The organism is Cupriavidus sp. FW306-1B-F12B (assembly GCF_058781795.1).
Genome location: NZ_JBYSXC010000002.1, coordinates 141,235 through 164,596, shown reverse-complemented (window position 1 = coordinate 164,596; position 23,362 = coordinate 141,235). Strand labels below are relative to the sequence as shown.

24 protein-coding genes are annotated in these 23,362 nt (G+C 67.8%); 12 read left to right on the top strand and 12 right to left on the bottom strand.

From position 1 onward, the window contains the following. Window positions 1-193: 193 nt before the first annotated feature. Genes AC3WLE_RS04055 through AC3WLE_RS04045 form a run of 3 tightly spaced genes read left to right on the top strand, consistent with a single transcriptional unit; the run spans window position 194 to window position 2,042 of the window. A complete protein-coding gene (locus AC3WLE_RS04055; protein WP_010813207.1) occupies window positions 194-622 on the top strand; it encodes a VOC family protein in 429 nt (142 codons plus the stop codon). Then, entirely contained in the window at window positions 622-1,374 is a 753-nt protein-coding gene (locus AC3WLE_RS04050; protein WP_492320285.1) for a 16S rRNA (uracil(1498)-N(3))-methyltransferase, read from the top strand. Before AC3WLE_RS04055 ends, AC3WLE_RS04050 begins: the two co-directional genes overlap by 1 nt. 59 nt (window positions 1,375-1,433) lie before the next feature. Beyond that, window positions 1,434-2,042 carry a YidB family protein gene (locus AC3WLE_RS04045; RefSeq protein ID WP_492356084.1) on the top strand — a complete coding sequence of 203 codons (609 nt, stop codon included), beginning with the start codon at window positions 1,434-1,436 and terminating at the stop codon, window positions 2,040-2,042. A gap of 83 nt (window positions 2,043-2,125) precedes the next feature. On the opposite strand, the gene AC3WLE_RS04040 is transcribed toward AC3WLE_RS04045, so the two are convergent. The 3 genes from AC3WLE_RS04040 to AC3WLE_RS04030 form a co-directional block, all read right to left on the bottom strand. After that, entirely contained in the window at window positions 2,126-2,743 is a 618-nt protein-coding gene (locus AC3WLE_RS04040) for a barstar family protein (RefSeq protein WP_010813204.1), read from the bottom strand. Further along, the gene (locus tag AC3WLE_RS04035; protein WP_492320287.1) at window positions 2,740-3,111 is read right to left on the bottom strand and encodes a guanyl-specific ribonuclease; all 372 of its coding nucleotides are present in this window, start codon (window positions 3,109-3,111) and stop codon (window positions 2,740-2,742) included. The genes AC3WLE_RS04040 and AC3WLE_RS04035 overlap by 4 nt, the downstream gene beginning before the upstream one ends. 388 nt (window positions 3,112-3,499) lie before the next feature. Next, on the bottom strand, window positions 3,500-5,824 hold the full coding sequence (locus AC3WLE_RS04030) for an NADP-dependent malic enzyme (RefSeq protein WP_492356085.1): 2,325 nt from the start codon (window positions 5,822-5,824) through the stop codon (window positions 3,500-3,502). A 400-nt stretch (window positions 5,825-6,224) separates the two neighbouring features. Between AC3WLE_RS04030 and thiL the strand changes: the two genes are divergently transcribed. The 3 genes from thiL to AC3WLE_RS04015 all read left to right on the top strand — a co-directional run bounded on the left by thiL (window position 6,225) and on the right by AC3WLE_RS04015 (window position 8,452). Continuing rightward, the gene (thiL, locus tag AC3WLE_RS04025) at window positions 6,225-7,205 is read left to right on the top strand and encodes a thiamine-phosphate kinase (RefSeq protein WP_492356086.1); all 981 of its coding nucleotides are present in this window, start codon (window positions 6,225-6,227) and stop codon (window positions 7,203-7,205) included. Window positions 7,206-7,331: 126 nt separating this feature from the next. Then, the gene (locus AC3WLE_RS04020; protein WP_492320290.1) at window positions 7,332-7,898 is read left to right on the top strand and encodes a phosphatidylglycerophosphatase A family protein; all 567 of its coding nucleotides are present in this window, start codon (window positions 7,332-7,334) and stop codon (window positions 7,896-7,898) included. 56 nt (window positions 7,899-7,954) lie between these two features. Then, window positions 7,955-8,452 (top strand): CinA family protein, encoded by a 498-nt coding sequence (locus AC3WLE_RS04015; protein WP_492320291.1) that lies wholly within the window; start codon window positions 7,955-7,957, stop codon window positions 8,450-8,452. 77 nt (window positions 8,453-8,529) lie between these two features. Here AC3WLE_RS04015 and pyrF read toward each other — a convergent pair whose 3' ends face one another. Further along, a complete protein-coding gene (gene pyrF, locus AC3WLE_RS04010) occupies window positions 8,530-9,348 on the bottom strand; it encodes an orotidine-5'-phosphate decarboxylase (protein ID WP_010813198.1) in 819 nt (272 codons plus the stop codon). Window positions 9,349-9,534: 186 nt separating this feature from the next. Between pyrF and AC3WLE_RS04005 the strand changes: the two genes are divergently transcribed. Both AC3WLE_RS04005 and corA read left to right on the top strand, forming a co-directional pair. Next, window positions 9,535-10,434: a DMT family transporter gene (locus AC3WLE_RS04005; RefSeq protein WP_492320292.1), complete on the top strand. Its 900-nt coding sequence runs from the start codon at window positions 9,535-9,537 to the stop codon at window positions 10,432-10,434. 584 nt (window positions 10,435-11,018) lie between these two features. Next, entirely contained in the window at window positions 11,019-11,984 is a 966-nt protein-coding gene (corA, locus tag AC3WLE_RS04000) for a magnesium/cobalt transporter CorA (RefSeq protein ID WP_010813196.1), read from the top strand. Between the two features lie 12 nt (window positions 11,985-11,996). Here corA and mtgA read toward each other — a convergent pair whose 3' ends face one another. The 8 genes from mtgA to mpl all read right to left on the bottom strand — a co-directional run bounded on the left by mtgA (window position 11,997) and on the right by mpl (window position 20,504). Next, window positions 11,997-12,647: a monofunctional biosynthetic peptidoglycan transglycosylase gene (gene mtgA, locus AC3WLE_RS03995; RefSeq protein WP_492320377.1), complete on the bottom strand. Its 651-nt coding sequence runs from the start codon at window positions 12,645-12,647 to the stop codon at window positions 11,997-11,999. Between the two features lie 137 nt (window positions 12,648-12,784). Next, window positions 12,785-13,672 (bottom strand): shikimate dehydrogenase, encoded by an 888-nt coding sequence (gene aroE / locus AC3WLE_RS03990; protein WP_492356087.1) that lies wholly within the window; start codon window positions 13,670-13,672, stop codon window positions 12,785-12,787. Beyond that, complete coding sequence (locus AC3WLE_RS03985; RefSeq protein ID WP_492356088.1) at window positions 13,672-14,604, bottom strand: energy transducer TonB family protein; 933 nt, start codon at window positions 14,602-14,604, stop codon at window positions 13,672-13,674. The genes aroE and AC3WLE_RS03985 overlap by 1 nt, the downstream gene beginning before the upstream one ends. A gap of 130 nt (window positions 14,605-14,734) precedes the next feature. Beyond that, a complete protein-coding gene (locus AC3WLE_RS03980) occupies window positions 14,735-16,837 on the bottom strand; it encodes a ribonuclease catalytic domain-containing protein (protein ID WP_492356089.1) in 2,103 nt (700 codons plus the stop codon). A gap of 252 nt (window positions 16,838-17,089) precedes the next feature. Continuing rightward, on the bottom strand, window positions 17,090-17,830 hold the full coding sequence (gene fabG / locus AC3WLE_RS03975) for a 3-oxoacyl-ACP reductase FabG (protein WP_492320296.1): 741 nt from the start codon (window positions 17,828-17,830) through the stop codon (window positions 17,090-17,092). Then, a complete protein-coding gene (locus tag AC3WLE_RS03970; protein WP_010813190.1) occupies window positions 17,827-18,489 on the bottom strand; it encodes a chorismate--pyruvate lyase family protein in 663 nt (220 codons plus the stop codon). Before AC3WLE_RS03970 ends, fabG begins: the two co-directional genes overlap by 4 nt. Then, on the bottom strand, window positions 18,486-19,100 hold the full coding sequence (locus AC3WLE_RS03965) for a YqiA/YcfP family alpha/beta fold hydrolase (protein ID WP_492320297.1): 615 nt from the start codon (window positions 19,098-19,100) through the stop codon (window positions 18,486-18,488). Before AC3WLE_RS03965 ends, AC3WLE_RS03970 begins: the two co-directional genes overlap by 4 nt. Before the next feature lie 18 nt (window positions 19,101-19,118). Continuing rightward, the gene (gene mpl, locus AC3WLE_RS03960) at window positions 19,119-20,504 is read right to left on the bottom strand and encodes a UDP-N-acetylmuramate:L-alanyl-gamma-D-glutamyl-meso-diaminopimelate ligase (protein ID WP_492351217.1); all 1,386 of its coding nucleotides are present in this window, start codon (window positions 20,502-20,504) and stop codon (window positions 19,119-19,121) included. Window positions 20,505-20,706: 202 nt separating this feature from the next. On the opposite strand from mpl, the gene AC3WLE_RS03955 reads away from it, so the two are divergent. The 4 genes from AC3WLE_RS03955 (at window position 20,707) to accB (ending at window position 23,306) form a co-directional block, all read left to right on the top strand. Next, the gene (locus tag AC3WLE_RS03955; RefSeq protein ID WP_492320299.1) at window positions 20,707-21,396 is read left to right on the top strand and encodes a UDP-N-acetylmuramate--alanine ligase; all 690 of its coding nucleotides are present in this window, start codon (window positions 20,707-20,709) and stop codon (window positions 21,394-21,396) included. Window positions 21,397-21,432: 36 nt separating this feature from the next. Beyond that, complete coding sequence (locus AC3WLE_RS03950; RefSeq protein ID WP_492320300.1) at window positions 21,433-21,981, top strand: TlpA family protein disulfide reductase; 549 nt, start codon at window positions 21,433-21,435, stop codon at window positions 21,979-21,981. Between the two features lie 197 nt (window positions 21,982-22,178). Then, window positions 22,179-22,676 carry a type II 3-dehydroquinate dehydratase gene (gene aroQ / locus AC3WLE_RS03945; protein ID WP_492320301.1) on the top strand — a complete coding sequence of 166 codons (498 nt, stop codon included), beginning with the start codon at window positions 22,179-22,181 and terminating at the stop codon, window positions 22,674-22,676. A gap of 165 nt (window positions 22,677-22,841) precedes the next feature. Further along, window positions 22,842-23,306: an acetyl-CoA carboxylase biotin carboxyl carrier protein gene (gene accB, locus AC3WLE_RS03940; RefSeq protein ID WP_492320302.1), complete on the top strand. Its 465-nt coding sequence runs from the start codon at window positions 22,842-22,844 to the stop codon at window positions 23,304-23,306. Window positions 23,307-23,362 lie beyond the last annotated feature (56 nt).

Below are 23,362 nucleotides of genomic sequence, written 5' to 3'. Positions count from 1 at the left end.
GCAGGCCGCCTGGCACGGCCCCGCCCCCGGCACCGGAACTATCCAGGCCCTGACATGCCTGATGCTTCACCCCGACAGCGCCAGCTTCGCCGCTGCGCCGCACTTCGACAGCGTAGCGCGGCACGCGTAAGATGCACTCTCGCACCGCGCGGCACGCCAGCCGCGCCGGGTTTCCCGCACTCAGGAGACGATCATGACCAGACCGGCCAACACCCCCTGGCTCACCCCCTACCTGACCGTCGCCAACGGGCGCGCCGCACTGGACTTCTACAGCCGCGCCTTCGGCTTCACCGCCGGCAACGTGGTCGACGAAAACGGCGTGCCGACCCATGCCGAGATGCATTACCAGGGCCAACTGGTGGTGATGTTCGCGCCCGAGGGCGCCTGGGGCAGCACCGCGCGCACGCCGCGCTCGCTGGGCGTCGAGTGCCCGCAGACCTTCTATGTCTATTGCGACGATGTCGACGCCATGCACCAGCGCGCGGTCGACGCCGGCGCGGTCAGCCTGATGGCGCCGGCCGACCAGTTCTGGGGCGACCGCTACTGCATGGTCGAAGATCCCGACGGCTACCGCTGGGGCTTCGGCAAGCCGCTGGAACAGGCAGCAGGCCAGGCAAGCTGATGGCACCACGCTTCTTCGTCGGCGGCACCGATACCGTCCTGGCCGCCGAATCCGATTTCCCGCTGCCCGAGCCGGTGGTACGCCACGCGCAGGTGCTGCGCCTGGCGCCGGGCGACGCCATGACGCTGTTCGACGGCCGCGGCGGCAGCCACGCGGCCACGCTGGTCGAGCTGGGCAAGCGCCACGCGCTGGCGCGCATCGGCGCGCATGACGCGGCCGAAGCCGAGCCGCCCTTCCGTGTCACGCTGGCCCAGGGCCTGGCCGGCGGCGACAAGATGGACTGGCTGATCGAAAAGGCAGTCGAACTGGGCGTCACGGCAATCCAGCCGCTGCAGGCCAGCCGCTCGGTGGTGCGCCTGTCGGGCGAGCGCGCGCACAAGCGCCACGCGCACTGGCAGGCGCTGGTGCAGGCCGCCTGCGAGCAATGCGGCCGCAATCGCTTGCCGGAGGTTGCGCCGGTCGCTAACTTTGAGACATGGCTGGCGCAGTCCGCGGCTGGCGGTGCCAGGCTGCTGGTATCGCCGCGCGCCACGCACTCGCTGCCAGCGTTCATCGCCGAACAGCGCGAAACCTTGCTGGCCGGCGGCGTCACGCTGCTGATCGGCCCCGAAGGCGGCCTGGCGCCCGAGGAAGAGCAGGCGGCAAGACAGGCGGGTTTCACCGGCGTGTCGCTCGGCCCCCGCATCCTGCGCACTGAAACCGCCGGGCTGGCATGCCTGGCAACCCTTAACGCCTTGCTTGGCGGATTCTGACGACGGCGGCCATCCGGTCATCGCGTCAACCTTGCAACCCTGACTGAAAGGAGTCGACCATGGGACTACTCGATAGCGTGCTGGGCGGTGTGCTCGGACAACTCGGCGGCGCGCGTGGCGAGGCAGGCAGTACCGGAGGGCTCGACCCCAAGCTGATGATGGCGCTTGGTCTGCTGGCAACGCTGGCCATGCGCGGCCGCGGGCAAGCCGGCGATGCGGCGCCTGTCGATGATGGCCTGGGCGGACTGGGCAGCCTCGGCGGGCTGCTGGGCGGCATGCTCGGCGGCGGCGGTGCCGGCGCTGCGCCCGGCGGCGCCACCGGCGGCCTGGACCTTGGCTCGCTGCTCGGCGGCCTGCTTGGCGGCCAGGGTGGCGCGCCGGCCAACAGCCAGGCACTGGGCGCGGCCGCCGGCGGCATCGGCGCGCTGCAGCAGATCCTGGCGCAGGCCGGGCTGGGCGAACAGGTGAACTCGTGGATCGGCAGCGGCGCCAACCAGCCGGTCACGCCGTCGGCGCTGAGCAGCGCGCTGGGCGACACCGGCGCGCTCGAATCGCTGGCACGGACCACCGGCATGTCGCAGGACGACGTGGCCGCGCAACTGAGCGAAGGGCTGCCGGAGCTGATCGACCGCCTCACGCCCCATGGACATCTGCCGGCGCAGGCATAAGACCAGCACCTCGCCGGAAAGCAAAAAGCCCGCAATTGCGGGCTTTTTGCTTGATTCGCCTTGCAAGGGCTCAGGCAGTGCGCTCAGGCGAACGAATAAAACACCCGGAACTGCACCTTGCGCTCGCCCCAGAACTCGGCGGCGTCGCGGAATACGTCGAGCAGCACCTCGCGCCCTTCCTTGTCGAACTTCTGCGCAATCGGCAGTCCTTCCAGCACGATCACAAAGCCCGGCTGCGGGCCGGCCTTGTAGATCATGTCGGTCAGGCAGTCAGCCAGCGCGTCGAAGTTCTTGCCGAAGTGCTTCGGGAAGGTGAACGACGTGGCGATGGTTTCCAGTACCTCCGCCTTGCTCGCGCAATGGGCGCAATTGGCATAGAGGAAATGCTGCCCGAGATCGGCGGCCGCCTGGGCCAGCTCAGGCACGCGGAAGGCGCGGATCGACTGGACGATGTTCGGACGCACCGTCTTGAACAGGTTCATGGCCCCCTCGCTGGTGCCGTCGTTCCAACCGGGACCGGCGGGCATGGCCACGGGCGCGGTCGCGGGCGGGAGTTTTTGCATGAGCTCCTGGCTCGGCATCATCAGCACGTTGTCGTATAGGTTCTGGGCCTGCTGCTGAGCCCGCTGCCAGCCATCTCCGGCGCCGCGCTCTTCGCGGGCGGCAAGGGCGTCGCCCAATCCGAAAATGTCAGTCATCATTTGAGTATCCGTTTGAAGCTGTTGTAGTGATCTTCCGTGTAGTAACAATCGTTGGCAGCGCGTTGTTCCCCGCCGCAGACGATCCGCTTGGCTCCCCGGTTCCGGCTCCTGGCGCTCTTGACCGTGTATTCGCGGTAATACCCGCGTTCACGTTGAGGCAGGATGCGTTCGTAGTTGCCGAATCTCGATCCGTCCTTTTCATACAGGAACGGGCCGCCGGCTTCGATGCGCTCCAAGGTCTGCCGTGCATCGTTGGGCAACTGCTGCACTGCAATGGTTCCCATCCCTTCGGTCTGCGCCTGCCGCGCCAGCGTCGGCTGCGCCAGGGCCAGCACCAGCGCCGCGCCGGTCATGGACCGGGCCAGCATGCGCGTTGCGTGCCGCATCAGAGAAACTTGGAAACCCACGTTGCTTGTCTTGGTTGAACCGGAAATCGAGCCTGCCGCTGGTTGGGTAGACGATCTGTCCGGGCCACCCTGGCCAGCGCCCTGCGCCACCCGTAGAGGAGCGCGATGGATGCCGGCCGCACCGGGGCGCTCATGGCGAGCGCCTGTATCAAAGGCGTAAGGTTACGCGCATGCACGCAATTAATCAATCCCGGCCCAGCGGCAGCGGTAATTCTTCAATTGTTTCAATATGTTAAGCGTATGTGTGCGCATACTAACCATGCACATATGGACGTGAAAAAAGCCGGGCGAGCCCGGCTTTTCGTCACATTGGCCTGTTACCGGCCATGCAACCGGCGCTACCAGCGGTTTAGCGCTTGGCGGCGGCATCCACCACGACCAGCGAGGTCATGTTGACGATGCGCCGCACCGTGGCCGACGGCGTCAGGATGTGCACCGGCGCCTTCACGCCCAGCAGGATCGGCCCGATCGCGACGTTGTTGCCCGCGGCAACCTTGAGCAGGTTGTACGAGATATTGGCCGCGTCGATGTTCGGGCACACCAGCAGGTTGGCTTCGCCCTTGAGCGCGCCGTCCGGCACCAGCTGGTCGCGCAGCTTCTGGTCGAGCGCGCTGTCGCCGTGCATTTCGCCGTCGATCTCCAGGTCCGGGGCGCGATCGCGCAGGATGGCGAGGGTTTCGCGCATCTTGCGGGCCGAAGGCGCTTCGGACGAGCCGAAGTTCGAATGCGACAGCAGCGCGATCTTGGGCTCGATGCCAAAGCGCTTCAGTTCCTCGGCGGCCATCAGGGTGATCTGTGCCAGCTCTTCGGCAGTCGGGTCGACGTTGACGTGCGTATCCACCAGGAAGATCTGGCGGCCCGGCAGCACCAGGCCGTTCATCGCCGCGTAGACCTTGTTGGTGCCGCCCAGCACCTGGTCGATATAGCGCAGGTGCGCAGCGGTATTGCTGACGGTGCCGCAGATCATGCCGTCGGCCTCGCCCTTCTTGACCAGCATTGCGCCGATCAGCGTGGTGCGGCGGCGCAACTCCAGCTTGGCGTACTCGGGCGTGATGCCCTCGCGCGCCATCATGCGGTAATAGGCGTCGGAATAGTCGCGGAAACGCTCATCGTGCTCGGGGTTGACCACGGTGAAGTCCACGCCGGCGCGCAGGCGCAGGCCGAAGCGCTCGATGCGGTGCTGCAGCACGGCCGGGCGGCCGATCAGGATCGGGTTGGCCAGCTTTTCGTCGACGATCACCTGCACCGCGCGCAGCACGCGCTCTTGCTCGCCTTCGGCGAAGACGATGCGCTTCTTATCCATCTCGACCTTGCGCGCGGCGGCGTAGATCGGCTTCATCAGCGTGCCCGAGTGGTACACGAACTGCTGCAGCTGCAGGCGGTAGGCGTCCATGTCCTCGATCGGACGGGCGGCCACGCCGGATTTCATCGCGGCCTCGGCCACGGCCGGCGCCACCTTGACGATCAGGCGCGGGTCGAACGGCTTCGGAATCAGGTACTCGGGGCCGAACGACAGGTCCTGGATGCCATAGGCAGTGGCGACGATGTCGCTCTGCTCCTGGCGTGCCAGTTCGGCCAGGGCATTGGCCGCGGCGATTTCCATCTCGCGCGTGATGGTGGTGGCGCCGCAATCCAGCGCCCCGCGGAAGATGAACGGGAAGCACAGGACGTTGTTGACCTGGTTCGGGTAGTCGGTGCGGCCGGTGGCCATCACGGCGTCGGGGCGCACTTCCTTGACCAGCTCCGGCGCGATTTCCGGGTTGGGGTTGGCCAGTGCCAGCACCAGCGGCTTGTCGGCCATGCGCTGGACCATGTCCTGCTTGAGCACGCCCGCGGCTGACAGGCCCAGGAAGATGTCGGCGCCGTCGATCACTTCGGCCAGCTTGCGCTTGTCGGTCTTTTGCGAGAAGCGCGCCTTTTCCGGGTCCATCAGCTCGGTACGGCCTTCGTAGACCACGCCGGCCAGGTCCGTTACCCAGATGTTCTCGATCGGCAGGCCGATGTCGACCAGCAGGTCCAGGCAGGCCAGCGCGGCCGCGCCGGCGCCCGAGGCCACCAGCTTGACCTTCTTGATGTCCTTGCCGACCACCTTCAGGCCGTTGATGATGGCCGCGGACACCACGATGGCGGTGCCGTGCTGGTCATCGTGGAAGACGGGAATCTTCATCTTCTCGCGCAGCTTGCGCTCGACGTAGAAGCACTCCGGTGCCTTGATGTCTTCGAGGTTGATGCCGCCGAAGGTGGGCTCAAGCGCGGCGATGATCTGGACCAGCTTTTCCGGGTCCTTCTCGTCGACTTCGATATCGAACACGTCGATACCGGCAAACTTCTTGAACAGGCCAGCCTTGCCTTCCATCACCGGCTTGGAAGCCGCGGCGCCAATGTCGCCCAGGCCCAGCACGGCGGTGCCGTTGGTGATCACCGCGACCAGGTTGCCGCGGGCGGTGTAGCGGAAGGAATTGGCCGGATCGGAAACGATCTCTTCACAAGCGGCGGCCACGCCCGGCGAATAGGCCAGGGCCAGGTCGCGCTGGTTCGACAGCGGCTTGGTCGGCGTGACCGAGATCTTGCCGGGGGTGGGAAACTCGTGGTACTCGAGCGCCGCTTTGCGCAGCGCCTCACGCTGCTGCTGTTTCAGATCGTCTTGGGACGGGGACTGCTGAGGGCTGGTCATCGGCGCATCTTCCAATCGGTGGAGCCGTCATTGACGAGGCGGGGGACGATCGGCGGACCGGCTCCACGTGTCCGCCCTTCTCTTCCTTTGGAACCCAGCATTTTATATAGTGAAATACTATTTCACAATAAGCCTTTTACTTGGGGCACCTTTGCGATTCGGTACAATATGCCCCATCCCCCCGGGCAATACCAGCAAGCGTAGCGCCTGCCGGCAGAAGCGGCGTACCGCGCGATGGTCATGGCTGTCGTGCGCGGCAGTATCTTGCTGAAATGCCGGACGCGCCCCATCCTGACGCGCTGCGCAGGCGCCGCGGGATTGCCCCGGATCGCCATTCATCTTCGCGCAACGCGCAGCCCCCAATCCCGTCCCACCCGGCGGGCGAATCTTCCCGACGACGATGTCCCACGCCCAGCCAGCCCCGCTTTCCGAGTTCGACCTGATCCGCCGCTTTTTCACGCGGCCGGTGCGCAAGGCCGCGCTCGGCGTGGGCGATGACTGCGCGCTGATCGAGGGCCGCCCCGGCCACCACCTGGCCATCAGCACCGACATGCTGGTGAGCGGCCGGCATTTCTTCCCGGACGTGGCGCCGCGCGCACTCGGCCACAAGGCCCTGGCCGTGAACTTGTCCGACCTGGCCGCCATGGGCGCCGAGCCGCGCGCGTTCACCTTGGCACTGGCCCTGCCCGAGGCCGACCCCGCCTGGCTGGCCGAGCTGGCCGATGGCATGCTAGCGCTGGCTGACGCCCACGGCTGCGAACTGGTCGGCGGCGACACCACGCGCGGCCCGCTGACGCTTTCGCTGACGGTATTCGGCGACGTGCCGCTGCGCGCCGCGCTGCGCCGCGACGCCGCGCGGCCCGGCGACGATATCTGGATTTCCGGCACGCTTGGCGACGCCCGCCTGGCGCTGGGCGACTGCCGCGGCGAATGGCTGCTGCCTGAGCCCGAGTTCAGCCAGGTGCGCCCGCGCATGGACACGCCCACGCCGCGCGTGGCGCTGGGCATGGCCCTGCGCGGTGTGGCGCATGCCGCACTCGACATTTCCGACGGACTGGTCGGCGACCTGGGCCATATCCTGGAACGCTCGCAGGTCGGCGCGCTGGTCGACGTCGATGCGCTGCCGCGCTCGGCGGTACTGGCCAGCCAGCCCGATGCCATCCAGCGCGAATGCGTGCTGGCCGGCGGCGACGACTACGAACTGTGCTTCACCGCGCCCGCCGGCAGTCGCGACGCCATTGCGGCGATCAGCGAACGGCTGGCGCTGCCGCTCGCACGTGTCGGCGCGATCACGCCCGAGCCCGGCCTGCGGCTGGTCGACAGTACCGGCAACCCGACCCGGTACCAAGGCGCCAGCTTCGACCACTTCGCTGCCCCCTGACACCGGGTCGCGGGCATGTCATGATGCCGGCATCGGCGCGCTGCGCGGGCACGGGAGTCCCGCAAGCATGGCAGCGCAAGCCGGCCATAACCATAAGCAGTATCTGCATCACACGAGCCAATTTTGATGTCCACCTTGCCTCCCGGGGCCGCGCCGCGCGACCCCGCCCTGACCCTGGAAGCCGGCCAGACCGTCAAGGTCACGCGCCCGAGCGCGCGCTTCATGCTGTCCCATCCGGCCCACCTGATCGCCTTCGGCTTCGGCTCGGGCCTGTCGCCCGTTGCGCCGGGCACGGTCGGCACGCTCTACGCCTGGCTGTCGTTCGTAGTGATTTCGCTGTGGATCGAGCCCACCACCTGGCTGTGGATCATCGCCGGCGGCTTCCTGGTCGGCCTGTGGGCGTGCGCGCGCACCGCGCGCGACATGGGCGTGCACGACCATGGCAGCATGGTCTGGGACGAGATCGTCGCCTTCTGGCTGGTGCTGGCCTTTGTCATGCCGACCGGCTTCTGGGGGCAGTTCGCCGCCTTCCTGTGGTTCCGGCTGTTCGACATCGCCAAGCCGGCGCCGATCGGCCACTATGACCGCACGCTCAAGGGTCCGGGCCTGCGCGGCGGCTTTGGCGTGATGTTCGACGACATCTTCGCGGCCTTCTACACGCTGCTGGTGTTTGCGCTGTGGCGCTCGTTCTGAGCCCCGCATCGCCAGCCATTGCAAGCTGATTCCCCTCAAAACTACCTGTATCCACCATGTCTGTCAGCCGCCTGCTCGACCAGCTCGCCATCCAGGCCGGCGTCGCCCTTGCCGACAAATCCCTGATGCTGGCCACTGCCGAATCCTGCACCGGCGGGCTGGTGGCTGCCGCCATTACCGACGTATCCGGCTCGTCCGGCTGGTTCGAGCGCGGCTTCGTCACCTATTCCAATGAGGCCAAGTCCACCATGCTGGGCGTGCCGGCCAAGCTGATCCGCGACCACGGCGCGGTCAGCGAGGAAGTGGCGCGCGCCATGGCCGAAGGCGCGCTGCTCAACAGCCGCGCCCAGGTGGCGCTATCGATCACCGGCGTGGCCGGGCCCAACGGCGGCACCCCGGAAAAGCCGGTGGGCATGGTCTGCTTCGGCTGGAGCAACCGCATTACCACCAATACCGAGACTCAGCGCTTTCGCGGCGACCGCGGCCAGATCCGCCGGCAGGCGGCCGAGCATGCCATGCGGGGGCTGCTGGAGCTGATCCGGAACGAGGCCTGAGGCCGGCGCCCGGCAATCTGCGCCCAATAAAAAACCGCGCCGTCTCCGGCGCGGTTTTTTATTGTCTACGCCCGGTTTCAGCCGTGGCGATAGCGATTGATGGTCTCCCGCGTCTGCAGCGCGACATTGCGCGCCGCCGCCGCAAAATCCTTCTCGCGGCTGGCGTAGAGGATGGCGCGCGACGAGTTGATCATCATGCCGGTGCCGTCCGCGGTGCGCCCCGCCTTGACCGTGGCCTCGATGTCGCCACCCTGGGCGCCGATGCCCGGGATCAGCAGTGGCATGTCGCCGACGATCTGGCGCACCCGCGCGATCTCGTTGGGGAAGGTCGCGCCGACCACCAGGCCCATCTGGCCGGTGGTGTTCCAGCGCTCGCGCGCGGCCTCGGCCACCAGCTGGTACAGCGGCTTGCCGTCGACCTGCAGGAACTGCACGTCCGAGCCGCCCGGGTTGGAGGTGCGGCACAGCACGATCACGCCGCGGTCGGGATAGGCCAGGTACGGCTGCATCGAATCGAAGCCCATGTACGGGCTGACCGTGACCGCGTCGGCGTGGTAGCGCTCGAAGGCCTCCAGCGCGTAGTGCTCGGCGGTCGAGCCGATGTCGCCGCGCTTGGCGTCCAGGATCACCGGGATGCCGGGGTGGGCGTCGTGGATATAGTGGATCAGCTGCTCGAGCTGGTCTTCCGCGCGCTGCGAGTGGAAGTACGCAATCTGCGGCTTGAAGGCGCAGACCAGGTCGGCGGTGGCGTCAACGATCTCGCGGCAGAACGAAAAGATGGCGCCGCCCGCCCCGGTCAGGGACAGCGGCAGCTTCTGCGGGTCAGGATCGAGCCCGACGCACAGGAGGGAATCGTTGCGCTGCCAGGCGGCAGCAAGCTGCTCGGTGAAAGTCATGGGTACTCGGAATATCCTGGTGGCGCCGGCGCCCCATTGGCCCGGCCGGCGCGGTTGGCCGCAGCGGCGTGAAAACCTTTCATCCCTGCAGCATATGTCGCTTCCGGCAATTTTACCCGCTGCGTGCTATGGTTTTGCGCTTCCTCTCAAAACAAAGCGCGGCATGACGCACAGCCGCGTCCCGTCATGTCTCTCGATCGCCGCGGTATCTTCCTGCTTGTCGTGCTCACCCTTGCCTGGGGCATCAACTGGCCCATCATGAAGGTTGGCGTAGCGCACTTTCCGGCGATGGGCTTCCGCCTGCTGTGCATGGCGGGCGGGCTGGTGGCGCTGGGGCTGGCGTTGCGGCTGCGCGGCGATTCGCTGGCCGTGCCGCGGCGCGAATGGGGCACGGTGGTCCGCCTGGCCATTCCCAACATGGTGGTCTGGCACCTGTTTGCGATCTGCGCGGTCAAGATGCTGTCCTCGGGCCGGGCCGCCATCCTGGGCTACACCATGCCGATCTGGGCAGTGGTCTGGGGCCTGGTGTTCTTCCGCGAGCGCATCGGCGCCTGGGCCTGGCTGGGCATCGGCTGCGCGCTGGCCGGAACGGTGCTGCTGCTTTCCGGCGAGCTCGCCGCGCTGACCGGCAGCCCGGCCGGCACGCTGCTGATGCTGCTGGCCGCGGCCGGCTGGGGCTTCGGCACCCAATTGATAAAACGCACCCCGACCGACGTGCCCATCGGCGCCATGACGTTCTGGATGCTGGCCGTGACCCTGCCCTTCCTGGCGGTCGGCTCGCTGCTGCTGGAAGACGGCTGGCGCATGCCCACCGCCGTCGAATGGGGCGCCATCGCCTACAACGCGGTGGTGGTCTTCGCCTTCTGCCACCTGGTCTGGTTCGGGCTGGCGCGCAGCCTGCCGCCGGTGGTGTCGAGCCTGTCGATCATGTTCATTCCGGTAGTCGGCGTGTTCTCGGGCATGTGGATGCTGGGCGAGCAGCCGCACTGGCAGGACTACGCGGCGATCGTGCTGATGTTCCTGGCGCTGTCCTCGGTGATGCTGGCGCCGCTGCTGTGGCGCCGGCTGCAGGGCGCGCTGGGCTGATCGCCAGGTGGGCGCGCCCCCGGTCGTGAGCGGGCAACAGCGGGCCGCGTGCGCGGAGATTTCACTTAACAAGCCACCCTACGTTGGGCTACACTCGCGGCCATCACAATCCCGGAGAAATTACGTGGGCAGTAGCATCGGGTGTTCGAGTTGCCGCAGCAGCGCTGCGACCTCTGCGAATGCCATGTCACTGCGGGCTGCGTAACGACGACCCGCCCGGAGCACCCGGCTCCGCGCCTCGTCGGCCTCGCCCGCAGCAGAACACTGCGGGCGAGTGTCTTTCCGTGCCACCGGCGGCGCCATCCATGCGCGCCGCACCGCGTGCGGATTTTCCCTCTCCCGGCTAGCCAGCCAACCCAGGCAAACGCCATCGCCTTGTACCGCCCGCCGAGTCCGTTGCGTCCGGCAGCCGCGGTACAGCGCGATCACGCTTGCCCGTGGCCCGGCCCTGGCAGGGCGCCTTCCGGCGTCTCGCCAGGCCATGCAGGGCATGACGGACTACCTGGGAATGCGGCGAGCCGCCTGCGCTTGTCTTCGCGCTTGTCTTTGTTTTTCGTCGCAATCAGCAATAAGGAATCCCGGGGATGATCAACCTGTTCGTCCTGCAGAAAGGCCGGCTTGCCCAGGAGCAGGTCGACGAGCGCAATGAGCTGCTGCAGCACAAGCCGATCTGGATCGATGTCGTCAATCCCGACGACGAGGAACTGAACTGGATCAAGGAAGCCTATGGCGTCGCCCTTCCCGAACTGGAAGACCTGGGCGACCTGGAAGCGTCCGCGCGATATTTCGAGGGCGAGGACGAGAATATCCATATCCGCACCGACTTCCTGCTGGACGAGGAAGAGGCCTTGTCGCGCAACGTGCGCGTGGCTTTCGTGCTGACGCGCGACGTACTGTTCTCCATCCACGACGAAGACCTGCCGGTGTTCCGGCTGGTGCGGCTGCGCGCACGCATGCGCCCGGGCTCGGTGCGCAATGCCAAGGACGTGCTGATGGACCTGTACGCGACCGACGCCGAGTATTCCGCCGACTCGATCGAGGAAATCTACGAGCGGCTCGAAGAAGCGAGCCGCCGCGTGCTGGCCGAGAACGTGACCGATGCCGCCGCGGCCGACGTGCTGGAAACCATCGCCCGCGAGGAAGACTTGAACGGGCGCATCCGCCGCAACGTGATGGACACGCGCCGCGCGGTGTCCTTCCTGATGCGCAGCCAGCTGCTGTCGGCCGAGCAGCAGGACGAGGCCCGCCAGATCCTGCGCGACATCGACTCGATCGAGAACCACACCGCGTTCCTGTTCGACAAGATCAACTTCCTGATGGACGCGACCGTCGGTTTCATCAACATCAACCAGAACAAGATCATCAAACTGTTCTCGGTGGTGTCGGTGGCGCTGATGCCGCCCACGCTGATCGCCAGCATCTACGGCATGAACTTCAAGTTCATGCCGGAGCTGGACTGGGGCGCGGGCTATCCGTGGGCGATTGCGCTGATGGCGGTGTCGGCGGCGATCCCGCTGGTGTATTTCCGCAGGAAGGGCTGGCTGAGCTGAGCCCCGCGGGGCTCAGTCGGGCAGCGTGGCTGCCCCCATCCGCCGCGCGATGGTGCTTGCCTTGGCGCGGAAATTCACGCGCACGTTGGCGCAGTATTCCTTCTTGTCGAAGCACTTGGGTGCCGGCAGCGCCGCGGCCAGGCGCGCGGACTGGCCCACGCTGAGCTTGTCGGCGCTGGTGCGGAAGTAGTGCTGTGCCGCGGCCTGCGCGCCGAACACGCCCTCGCCCCACTCCACCGAATTCAGGTAGATCTCGTAGATGCGCTGCTTGTCCAGCCAGAACTCGAGCATCCACGTGATGGCCAGTTCCTGGCCCTTGCGCAGGTATTGCTGCTCGGACGACAGGAACAGGTTCTTGGCCAGCTGCTGCGTGATGGTGGAACCGCCGCGCACGATGCGCCCGCGCTTCTTGTTGCGCTCCCAGGCATCGAGCATGGCATCCAGCTCATAGCCCGGATGGTTGACGAAGTCGGCGTCCTCGCTGGCGATCACCGCGCGCTTGAGGTTGCGCGAGATGCGGTCGTACGGTACCCATTGCCGGTCGATGCCGCAGTTCCAGAGGTTGATGCCGCACAGGCGCCAGCGCTCGGCGCGCATGAACGTGGTCGTCGAAGGATTGATGTATTGCCAGCTTGCGATCTGCACGAAGAAGTACAGCTGCATCGCCACCACGCCCGCCGCCACGCAGCCCAGCAGGTAGCCGAGCCAGCGGACCGGGTTGAACACCGTGCGTGCGGGGGCTGCGCCGCGGCTGGCGCTGGCTGCGCGGTTGCGGTTGGCCACGGCTGGCGGCGCCCCGGTCAGCCCTTGCGTTCGGCCTGCAGCGCGGCGCGCAGCTCGGCCAGCACGGGGGCGGTGCGGGGGCGCACGCCGCGCCAGATGTAGAACGCTTCAGCCGCCTGTTCGACCAGCATGCCAAGGCCGTCGCTGGGGCGCGCGCCACAGCGCGCGGCGAACTGCAGGAACACCGTGGGCTCGGCGCCGTACATCATGTCGTAGGCCAGCACGCCTTCGCCCAGCAGGAGCTCGGGCACCGGCGGCACTTCGCCATGCAGGCTGCTGGACGAAGCATTGATGACCACGTCCACGGCTTCGTCCTCGGACAGCCCGTCGAGCGCGTCAAGACCGCCGCCCCACAGCTCCACGCCGTACTGGTCGGCGGCTTCGACAAACTCTTCCAGCATGTCGCTCGCGCGCGAGGCGGTGCGGTTGGCCACCACGATGCGCGACGGCCGGCATTCGATCAGCGGCAGCATCGCGCCCATGGCGGCGCCGCCGGCGCCCAGCAGCAGCACGCGCTTGCCTTCGATCAGGGTGTCGAGGTTGTCCTGGATATCGCGCACCAGGCCGATGCCGTCGGTGTTGTCGCCATGGATCATGCCCTCTTCGATCCACAGCGTGTTGACCGCGCCGGCGGCCTCGGCGCGCTCGGTCAGGCGGTCGGCCAGGTCATAGGCTTCGAGCTTGAACGGCACTGTGACATTGCAGCCGTAGCCGCCCTCGGCAAAGAACTGGCGCACGGCATCGGCAAACCCGTCCAGCGGCGCCTCCAGACGGTCGTATTGCACGGCCTCGCCGGTCTGGCGCGCAAAGGCCGCGTGGATCGCCGGCGAACGGCTGTGCGCAACCGGGTTGCCGATCACCACATAGCGGTCGGAAGTGGCTTGGGAAGAATCAGTGGATGTCATCAGCGTGCCTGCAAGCGGGTTTCCAGCCCGTTGCGCGAAAACTTGAAAGTGGAAATGACTTCGAGGATGTCCTGGCGCGACGCCATCTCGGCAGTAAAGGGGCCGAACGGCGCGGCCGCGCGCACGATCGCCACGGCCTGGCGGTCCAGCGCGGGATCGCCCGAGCTCTTGACCACGTCGATGGCATCGACGTTGTAGCCGTCGCGGTTGTAGCCGAGCTTGCCGAGCCGGTTGACGTTGATCACCAGGATCAGCTGGCCGTACAGCGGCTTGCCGTTGCGTTGCGGGAAGTCAGTGGTGCCGCGCGCCTCGATCTTGTGGCGCAGGCGGTCGTAGTACTGCGCGTAGTCGACCGCCTGGGCGCTGGTGGCGGTCAGCTGGAAGCGCTTGGGCCGCTTGGCGTAGTGGTCCAGGTTGCGGCCGATCTCGGCCTCCAGCCTGGCCATCTCGTCGGTCGAGGTGCGCTCGTCCTGGCCGCGCTGCGGGGTGTCCTGGCGCTTCTCGCCGGGCTTGAGCGGCTGGTTGCGCACCGGCGGCGCGGCCTCGCGCGACTGGGTCAGCAGGCGTTGCTGCTCCTGTTCCAGCTGCTCGACGCGGCGCTGCACCTGGCGCACCAGGTCGCCTTCCTGCGTCTGGGTCTGCGCGGGCAGCGGCGTGGTGGCGCGCTGCAGGTCATGGTCACCGCCGCCGTCCAGGTTGGCTTGCGCCAGCGCGGTCGGGTTGCGCGGCTTCTGCGCCGACTTGGCATTGACCAGCACCACGTCCAGCGCGGCATCGCTGCGCTTGATCTCGAACACCTCGGGCGCAGCCACCCGCACCATCAGCAGCAGCACGTGCACGGCCACGGAAATGGCCAGCGCCTTGGCCAGCGTACTGCTGTTGTGCCACCTGGCATGCCACCAGTGGCGGGGAGCGGCGAGTGTGGCGTTCACGATGGATGGAGGGTGGCTGAAGGGCGGGCGGCGGCCCGAACCGGTCCGGGCCGGCGGCCTGGCAAGACCGGGGCGGCGGGCCCCGGATCAGACAGGCATTGTAAGTGAGCGCCGCCGATTTCCGAAGGCTTCAGCCGGCGGCCGGGGTGCCGGTGTCGCGCTCGCCCGACGCCGCGCCGGCATCGTCGTCGCCCGCTTCGGCCGGGGCTTCGTCCGAGACCCCGGCGGCCTGCTCGGCCGCTTCCTCGGCGGCTGCATCGGCAGCGGCTTCGGCGGACAGCTCTGCGGCTTCCTCGTCGCTTTCCAGCTCTTCCTCGGGCACTTCGCCTTCACCGGCGAAGATCTCCAGCACCCGGCACGACACTTCCAGCGTGATCTCGTCGGTCTCGCCGATCTCCAGCAGCACCTGCGTGCCGCGCTGCGCCTGCACCAGTTCGGGCACGCGCGTGACCAGCGGGATCTCGGTAAAGCGCACCGCGCCTTCCTTGAGCACCGAGGCCACCATGCGCTCGCGCTTTTCCTGCTTGAGCCAGCGCAGGCACCAGTAGCGCTCCATGGTCGACTGGTGGTCGGCGTAGGCGGCGTAAGTGCCTTCGAAGTCCGCCACCGCGGCCAGCAGGTCGGCGTCCTTGGGCTTGAACGGCGCCACCAGCTTGGCGGTCACGCCGTGCTGGGCCACCGCCAGGATCTGCCACTGGTTGACCAGGTCGACATAGCGGCGCAGCGGCGAGGTGCTCCAAGCGTACTGCGCCACGCCCAGGCCCTCGTGCGGTGCCGGGTAGGTCTGCATGCGGGTGCGGTGCATGCCCCACGCCTTCTGCGTGCGGTAGATGCCCGGCACGCCGTTGTCGGCCAGCAGCTTGCCCCAGGTGCTGTTGGCCAGGATCATCAGCTCGGCAACGATCTTGTCCAGCGGCGAGCCGCGCTTGCGCTGTTCGATGCGCACGCGCTGGCTGCCGTCGGCCTGGTCGTCCAGGTAGAAATTGAAGTCGGCGCGGTTGTGGGTCTCGGGGCGCAGGCCGCTGGCCAGGCGCGCCTTCTGGCGCTCGTCGTACAGGTAGCCGGCAAAGTGCCACAGCTGCGTCAGCGCGTCGCGGAACGGGTAGTCGCCGGTGCCCGCGGCAAGCGCAGCCTCGGTGATGACATCGTCGAGCAGGTTGTGGCGCAGGTTGGCGGCGATCGGCACCATCTCGGCGCGGGTCTCGCTGCCGGTGATCAGCCACACGGTCGGGTCCACCGTCACATACAGCGACAGCGCCGGGCACGTGCGCCCTTCCTGCAGCGTGTAGCGCTCCACCACGGCGTCGGGCAGCATGGTGATCTTGTCGCCCGGGAAATAGACCGTGGACAGCCGCTGGCGCGCGACTGCATCGAGCGGTTCGCTGCGGCGGATGCCCAGCGCGGGCGCGGCGATATGGATGCCGATGCGCAGCTTGCCGTCGGGCAGCTTGGTCACGGACAGCGCATCGTCGATCTCGGTGGTGGTGACGTCGTCGATCGAGAATGCCTCCACGTCGGCCACCGGCAGGTCGGCGGGCGGCTCGGGCACGTCGGTTTCCGGAAAGCCCGTTCCCTTCGGGAAGCACTCGGCCAGGAACTTGGCCTCATGCAGCGCGCGCGCACTGGCGACGCCGCCGGCGGCCACCATCAGCCGCATCGGGGTCATTCCCAGCGCGGTGCAGGCGGCGTCCATGGCCTTGTATTCCAGGCTGTTCTTGTCCGGCTTGAACAGCAGTTGCAGCACCTTGTTGCGGAACGTCTCCGGCAGCGTCAGCGCCTTGAGCTGCTCTTCGTACTCGGCCTGCACCAGCGCCTGCTGGCGCTTGCGCTCGAGCGCGGCCAGCGCCGCCTTGAGCTGGTCTTCGGGCGCGCGCTGGTAGCGGCCGCGCCCCTTGCGGCGGAAGTACACCGGGTTGCCGTGCAGCGCCATCGCCAGCGCCGCCTGCTGCACCGGGCCGGGCTCGGCGCCGTAGTATTCGGCGGCCAGCTCGGCGAAGCCGAATTCAGCCTCGGGCGCGCATTCCCACAGGAAGTCCAGGTCGATCTCGGCCATCATGTCGCCGGTCTGGCGCACCAGCTCGATTGCCGACGGCTGCGCGAACTGCAGCAGCACGTCGCGCGACTTGACCTTGGTGCGCTTGCCGGCTGGCAGCTCTACCTGGTAAGCCTCGCCCTGCTGGTTCAGCACGGTGCCGGCGCGGATTTCGCCGCCTTCTTCGAACAGCAACTGCATCGATCGGTACTTTCAGAAATGCGCGGAACCGCGTCTGGCCGCCAAGAGGCAGCGCCGGGGCGGGTCCTGTGGGAGAAATGGTGCAACCGGGCGCAAATGCGTGCGAACGGAAGCGAGTGCGGCGCGCGGGGTGCAAATCGCTGGCCGCGGGCCACGCCGTATCGATACGGCCTGAGACCTGGAATGATACCGCACCCCGCTCCGGCGCCTGCGGGGGCCGGCGCCCCGGCGGGGTGCGTGCACCCACGCAGTTCAGAGCGACATGCCGCCGCTGGCCTCGATCGCCACGCCGTTGACGTAGCTGGCGTCGTCGCTGGCCAGGAAGGCGTAGATGCTGGCGATCTCGGCCGGCTCGGCCAGGCGGCGCAGCCAGCACGACGATTTCATGCCGTCCAGCACCTTTTCCGGCACGGTCTGCAGGATCTCGGTATTGACGAAGCCCGGGCACACCGCGTTCACGCGCACGCCCTTGGGACCGAGCTCGCGCGCCCAGGTCTTGGTGAAGCCGATCACGCCGAACTTGCTGGCGGCGTAGTTGGTCTGGCCGAAGTTGCCGTACAGGCCGACCACGCTGGAAGCGTTCAGGATCACGCCCTTGCCCTGCTCGCTCATCAGGCCGGCCACGGCCTGCGCGCAGTTGAACACGCCCTTCAGGTTGACGTCGATGACGGCATCGAACTGGGCCTCGGTCATCTTGGCCAGGCGTGCATCCTTGGTGATGCCGGCGTTATTGACGAGGATGTCGACGCGTTCGTGCGCGGCCAGCACGGCGGCCACCATGGCATCGACTTCGTCGCGCCGGGTCACGTCGACGCGGTAGGCCGACACGGTGGCGCCGGTGGCGGCCAGCTTGTCGGCGGCCTCGCGCACGCGCTCTTCCTGCACGTCGCACAGGACGACGATGGCGCCGTCCGCGGCAAAGCGCTGCGCGGTGGCAAACCCGATGCCGGCGGCGGCACCGGTGATGATGGCAACCCGACCCTGCAGTTTCATCTCGTGGTCTCTTTCTTGGTTTCGGTAGTGTGTGTAGAGGGGCTTCGGTCTGTCGTCCGCAAATACCTGGGATGCGGAATCGCCTCGGTCCCCGGGGATGGCCGCGACAGCAGGTCCGGCAGGAACACTTCTGTCACGAGCATGACGCCGTCGCCGCGCCGGAACACCGAGCGCCGCGCCGGCAGCATGGGCAGTGGCGCCATGGCCGGCAGCACTCGCTGCAAGGCCTGGCGCAGCGGATGGTGCGGCAGCAGCCGCGCAAACTGGAACGGCTCGCGCGCCACCGCCGGGTCGACAAACAGCCGGCCGCCCAGCGGGCGCTCGCCCAGCCCGCGCAGGAACGGCCAGTCGCGGCGCGCATGGCGCTGGCGCACCACAGTATGGGCAAATATGGCGGGAATATCGTCGCAGATCAGCAGCACCTCGCGCGTCAGCGCGGGGGTGCGGTCGTGCTGGCCCAGCACCTGCCATTCATCGGCGAGCGGGCGCTGCGGGCGCTGCAGCAGGCGCGCCACGCGAAAGCGCTCCGATGCTGCCACCAGGCGCGCGGTCAGCGAGCCGTCGTCACCGGTCACCCAGCGCCGCAGGTTGGGCGTGATGGCCGCATCAAAGGCCAGGTGCGGGCTCCAGCTGCAGCGGCGCGCGGACTGCGCGCTCATGCCGGGCCTGCGCCTGCCGGCACCTTGCCGCCGGGGCCGTAGCCGCAGAAGGCGAGCACATCGTCGACGTAGTCGGCAAATTCGCTGATGCCGTGGTCGCTGCCCTCGATCACGCGGATGTTTGCGCCCGGGCAGGCCGCGACCATCTCACGGTAGTCCAGCACTTCGTCGCCGGTGGCGGCGAGCAGGTAATAGCGTCCGGGATCGGTGATGGTGTCCACGCGCAGGTCCAGCAGTTCCTGCAGATGGCGGCGCTCGACCGTGACCGAGCCGCCGCCGTGCCACAGCGGCTGCTCGCCCAGGTACGCTTCCAGGTCGGTCCAGGGATGGATGGCCGGATTGAGCAGCACGGTCCTGCAGCCATGGCGCTCGCCCAGCCAGCGGGCATAGAAGCCACCCAGCGACGAGCCGACGATGGCGATCTCCTGGTCGCCGCCGGCCTGCGCGGCGCGGATCGCGGCCTGCGCCTGGGCAATGGCCATTTCGGGCGAGACATTGAGCGTGGGGCAGGCGTAGTAGCGGCCCACGCCCCACTCGCGCATGCGCTCCTGCACCAGCCGGGCCTTGAACGACTGGGGCGAGGAGCGGAATCCGTGCAGGTACAGCAGCATGGTGGTCCTTCCCGCCGGTCAGCTTGCGGCGCCCTGGCTCAGGGCGTCCAGCAGCTTCTGGTGCACGCCGCCGAAGCCGCCGTTGCTCATCACCAGCACGTGGTCGCCCGGCTGCGCCGCGGCACGCACGGCCTGCACCAGCGTGCCCAGGTCCTGGAAGGCGGCGGCCTTGTCGCCCAGCGGCGCCAGCGATCCGGCCAGGTCCCAGCCCAGCGCGTCCTTGCCGGCCGGGGCGCCGTAGCCGAACACCAGGTCGGCCTGCTCCAGGCTGGCCGGCAGTTGCGCCTTCATCACGCCCAGCTTCATGGTGTTGGAGCGCGGCTCCAGCACCGCCAGGATGCGGGCATCGCCGACGCGGCGGCGCAGCCCGTCCAGCGTGGTCTGGATCGCGGTCGGATGGTGGGCGAAGTCGTCATAGACGGTCACGCCGCCCGCCACGCCGCGCACTTCCATGCGGCGCTTGACGTTGGCAAAGCGGGACAGCGATTCGATCGCCTGCGCGGCCGGCACGCCCACATGGCGCGCGGCGGCGATCGCGGCCAGCGCATTCATGCGGTTATGGGTGCCCTGCAAGTCCCACACCACGGTACCCTGGACGGTATCGCCAAACCAGACGTCGAAGGCGTCCTTGCCGGGCGCCGCAGTGGCGGCAGCATCGCTCTCGCGCCAGTCGCCCACGCCAAACTGCTCGACCTCGCTCCAGCAGCCGCGCTCCAGCACGCGTGCCAGGCTTTCCTCCAGGCCGTTGACGACAACCCGGCCCTGGCCGGGCACGGTGCGCACCAGGTGGTGGAACTGGGTCTCGATCGCCGCCAGATCCGGGAAGATGTCGGCGTGATCGTATTCCAGGTTGTTCAGGATCGCAGTGCGCGGGCGATAGTGGACAAACTTGCTGCGCTTGTCGAAGAAGGCGGTGTCGTACTCGTCGGCCTCGATCACGAAAAAGTCCGATTCGCTCACGCGCGCCGAGATGCCGAAGTTCTGCGGCACCCCGCCCACCAGGAAGCCGGGGTTGTAGCCGGCATCCTCCAGGATCCAGGCCAGCATCGACGTGGTGGTGGTCTTGCCGTGCGTGCCGGCCACCGCCAGCACCCACTTGCGCGCCAGCACGTGCTCGCCCAGCCATTGCGGACCCGACACATAGGGCAGGTTGCGGTCGAGGATGGCCTCCATCAGCGCATTGCCGCGCGAGACCACGTTGCCGATCACGAACAGGTCCGGCTCCAGCGACAGTTGCGCGGGGTCGAAGCCTTCGATCAGCTCGATCCCCTGGGCCTCGAGCTGGGTGCTCATCGGCGGGTAGACATTGGCATCGCAGCCGGTGACGCGGTGGCCGGCCTCTTTGGCCAGCACCGCCAGGCCGCCCATGAAGGTGCCGCAGATGCCAAGGATATGAATATGCATGGGTTCCCGGAAAGACTTGAAGCCCGCAGGCGTGGGGATTCGGCACCCGGCGTGGCGCGGCGGCATGGCGGCTGTTTCAGGCCGAGTCTTGCGGTGCGGTGGCCGGGCAGGAAGCCTCCGATTGTACCCGAGCGCCCGCGGCCTTCGCTGCACTGCGGCAGCGCGCGCACCGGTTGCGCGGGAGCGTCCGGTATCATGGGGCATGACCCGACGCACCACCCCCGACCCCACCCGCCTGCGCGAGGAAATCGCCCAGGCTGCCGCCCGGATGATCGCCGAGGACGGTGCCGACTACGCCACCGCCAAGCGCAAGGCCGCCCGCCAGGTGCTGGGCGAGCAGCGCGTGCCCGGCGAATGGCTGCCCGACAACGAACAGGTCGAAGCCGAAGTGCGCGCCTACCAGGCGCTGTTCCACGCCGACAGCCAGCCCCGCGTGCTGGCGCTGCTGCGCCGGCTGGCGGTGCTGGCCATGGAAGACCTGGCGCCGTTCCGGCCTTACCTGGTCGGCGCCGTGCTCAACGGCACCGCCACCGAGCACTCCGATATCTATCTGCAGTGCTTCTGCGACAGCGCCAAGGACGCGGCACTGCACCTGATCAACGCCGGCGTGGACTTCGAGACCAGCGAGAGCCGGCATTTCGGCGGCCGCGGCGAGGTCGAGACCCTCAGCTTCCTGTGGAAGGGCCAGTGGCCCGACCGCCGCGAGGCCCGGCTGCTCGCCGGCGAGGTGCGCGCGGAACTGGGTGCCCCAGTCGGCATTCATATTGCACTGTATGATGCCGTCGACGAACGCGGCGCCGTGCGTGCCGACGCCTCGGGCCGCCCGGCCCGCGCCGACGTGCAGGCGGTACGGGCGCTGATGGACGCGCCCGGCGATGCCGACCCGGCCTGATGCCTGCCCCCCACTTCACTGGTCCAAGCCATCCCCATGACTGAAACCGTTTCCTCGCCCGCCCGCCGCTCCCGCCTCTGGCTTTGGATCGCCGTGGCCGTGGTCGCCTGCGCCGCCGGCGCACTGGCCGGCCATTTCGTGTTCTCGCCCAAGCCCGCCAGCGACCAGGCGGTGGAAACCTTCTTCCAGACACGCCTGCCCGACGCCGCCGGCGCCGACCTGGACCTGGGCAAGCTGCGCGGCAAGACCGTGGTGATCAACTTCTGGGCGCCCTGGTGCGGGCCGTGTGTCGAGGAAATGCCGGAGCTGACCGCGCTGCATGAGGAATACAAGAATCGCCAGGTGGAGTTTGTCGGCATCGGCATCGATTCAGCCGCCAATATCCAGCAGTTCACCACCAAGGTCCCGGTGGCCTACCCGCTCGCCGTGGCCGGTTTTGCCGGCACCGAGCTGTCGCGCAACTTCGGCAACAGCGCCGGCGGCCTGCCCTACACGGTGGTGATCAACCCGGACGGATCGGTCAAGTACCGCAAGATGGGACGGGTGACGGCCGAGGAACTGCGGGCTGTGCTGCCACGAGCCTGAGCGTATTCTTCCGCCAAATTCGCTGAATTTCGTTTTTCTTCAGCGATTTGTTTCGCCGGGGCGCCAAAACGGCCAGAAAGTGCTTAAAGGGCCGCCAAAGCGCCGCGCAAGGTCGTCAAGCCTTGTATCGCGCGCTAGACAAATCCCTCTAAGCTACGGTAATCTCCGCGCAATTTCGTTGATCTGGTCGAGCCGCCGTGACTGCAACCCGCTCTATCCGTCGCTCAGCCCGCTACCGCAAGGTGCTGGTCCTGCATGGGCCAAACCTGAACCTGCTGGGCACGCGCGAGCCGGAAACCTACGGACACACGACGCTTGCCGATATCGACGCGGCCCTGGCCGAACGCGCGGCAAAAGCCGGCATTTCGCTGGATACGTTCCAGTCCAACCATGAGGGGGCACTGGTCGACCGCATCCACGCCGCACGCGCGGAAGGGGTCGAGTTCATCATCATCAACCCGGCTGCCTACACGCATACCAGCGTGGCACTGCGCGATGCCCTGGCCGGCGTGGCGATCCCGTTCGTCGAGGTGCACCTGTCCAACGTGCACCGGCGCGAAAGCTTTCGCCACCACTCCTATTTCTCCGAGGTGGCGGTCGGAGTGATCTGCGGGCTTGGCTGGCAGGGTTACCTGCTGGCGCTGGACTATGTGCTGGGCCAGGAGCAGCCGCCACCCGAGAGTTCGGGGAGCTGAACTCCCAAGATTTTTTCAACAACCTGCGCGCGCCGCCCGGCGGCCTGCGCCCGTTGGCGTGCCTCGGCACGGCGGGCGTGGATTTCCGGTGGCCGGCAACACGATTCTTCCGCCGCGGCCCGTCCCGGGCAGCGGCCGGATAACCCGATTCAGGAGGATAAAAAGATGGACCTGCGCAAGCTGAAGACGCTTATCGACCTGGTGGCCGAATCCGGCATCTCCGAGCTGGAAGTCACCGAAGGCGACGGCAAGGTACGCATCGTCAAGCAACCGCCGCAAATCGTCGCGGCGCCGATGGCCATGCCGCAGATGCAGGCGCTGCCGCCCGCCGCGGCCGCCGCACCGGCGGCCGGTGCCGTGGCTCCGGCTGCAGAGCCCGCCGCCCAGCTGCCCGCCGGCCATGTGGTGACCTCGCCGATGGTGGGCACGTTCTACCGTGCGCCGTCGCCGGGCGCCGCGCCGTTCGTCAACGTCGGCGACTCGGTCAAGGAAGGCCAGACCGTCTGCATCATCGAAGCCATGAAGCTGCTCAACGAAATCGAGTGCGACAAGGCCGGTGTCATCAAGGAAATCCTGGTCGAGAACGGCCAGGCCGTCGAATACGGCCAGCCTCTGTTCGTGATCGGCTGATCCTGACCGGCATGCCACGCCGCACGCTGCCACCGGCCACGCAAGTGGCCCCCGCA

Bases quoted from the DNA above. Each gene is read 5' to 3' on its own strand.
- AC3WLE_RS04055 (WP_010813207.1), top strand. From the start codon at position 194: ATGACCAGACCGGCCAACACCCCCTGGCTCACCCCCTACCTGACCGTC.
- AC3WLE_RS04050 (WP_492320285.1), top strand. From the start codon at position 622: ATGGCACCACGCTTCTTCGTCGGCGGCACCGATACCGTCCTGGCCGCC.
- AC3WLE_RS04045 (WP_492356084.1), top strand. From the start codon at position 1,434: ATGGGACTACTCGATAGCGTGCTGGGCGGTGTGCTCGGACAACTCGGC.
- AC3WLE_RS04040 (WP_010813204.1), bottom strand. From the start codon at position 2,743: ATGATGACTGACATTTTCGGATTGGGCGACGCCCTTGCCGCCCGCGAA.
- AC3WLE_RS04035 (WP_492320287.1), bottom strand. From the start codon at position 3,111: ATGCTGGCCCGGTCCATGACCGGCGCGGCGCTGGTGCTGGCCCTGGCG.
- AC3WLE_RS04030 (WP_492356085.1), bottom strand. From the start codon at position 5,824: ATGACCAGCCCTCAGCAGTCCCCGTCCCAAGACGATCTGAAACAGCAG.
- thiL (WP_492356086.1), top strand. From the start codon at position 6,225: ATGTCCCACGCCCAGCCAGCCCCGCTTTCCGAGTTCGACCTGATCCGC.
- AC3WLE_RS04020 (WP_492320290.1), top strand. From the start codon at position 7,332: ATGTCCACCTTGCCTCCCGGGGCCGCGCCGCGCGACCCCGCCCTGACC.
- AC3WLE_RS04015 (WP_492320291.1), top strand. From the start codon at position 7,955: ATGTCTGTCAGCCGCCTGCTCGACCAGCTCGCCATCCAGGCCGGCGTC.
- pyrF (WP_010813198.1), bottom strand. From the start codon at position 9,348: ATGACTTTCACCGAGCAGCTTGCTGCCGCCTGGCAGCGCAACGATTCC.
- AC3WLE_RS04005 (WP_492320292.1), top strand. From the start codon at position 9,535: ATGTCTCTCGATCGCCGCGGTATCTTCCTGCTTGTCGTGCTCACCCTT.
- corA (WP_010813196.1), top strand. From the start codon at position 11,019: ATGATCAACCTGTTCGTCCTGCAGAAAGGCCGGCTTGCCCAGGAGCAG.
- mtgA (WP_492320377.1), bottom strand. From the start codon at position 12,647: ATGCAGCTGTACTTCTTCGTGCAGATCGCAAGCTGGCAATACATCAAT.
- aroE (WP_492356087.1), bottom strand. From the start codon at position 13,672: ATGACATCCACTGATTCTTCCCAAGCCACTTCCGACCGCTATGTGGTG.
- AC3WLE_RS03980 (WP_492356089.1), bottom strand. From the start codon at position 16,837: ATGCAGTTGCTGTTCGAAGAAGGCGGCGAAATCCGCGCCGGCACCGTG.
- fabG (WP_492320296.1), bottom strand. From the start codon at position 17,830: ATGAAACTGCAGGGTCGGGTTGCCATCATCACCGGTGCCGCCGCCGGC.
- AC3WLE_RS03970 (WP_010813190.1), bottom strand. From the start codon at position 18,489: ATGAGCGCGCAGTCCGCGCGCCGCTGCAGCTGGAGCCCGCACCTGGCC.
- AC3WLE_RS03965 (WP_492320297.1), bottom strand. From the start codon at position 19,100: ATGCTGCTGTACCTGCACGGATTCCGCTCCTCGCCCCAGTCGTTCAAG.
- mpl (WP_492351217.1), bottom strand. From the start codon at position 20,504: ATGCATATTCATATCCTTGGCATCTGCGGCACCTTCATGGGCGGCCTG.
- AC3WLE_RS03955 (WP_492320299.1), top strand. From the start codon at position 20,707: ATGACCCGACGCACCACCCCCGACCCCACCCGCCTGCGCGAGGAAATC.
- AC3WLE_RS03950 (WP_492320300.1), top strand. From the start codon at position 21,433: ATGACTGAAACCGTTTCCTCGCCCGCCCGCCGCTCCCGCCTCTGGCTT.
- accB (WP_492320302.1), top strand. From the start codon at position 22,842: ATGGACCTGCGCAAGCTGAAGACGCTTATCGACCTGGTGGCCGAATCC.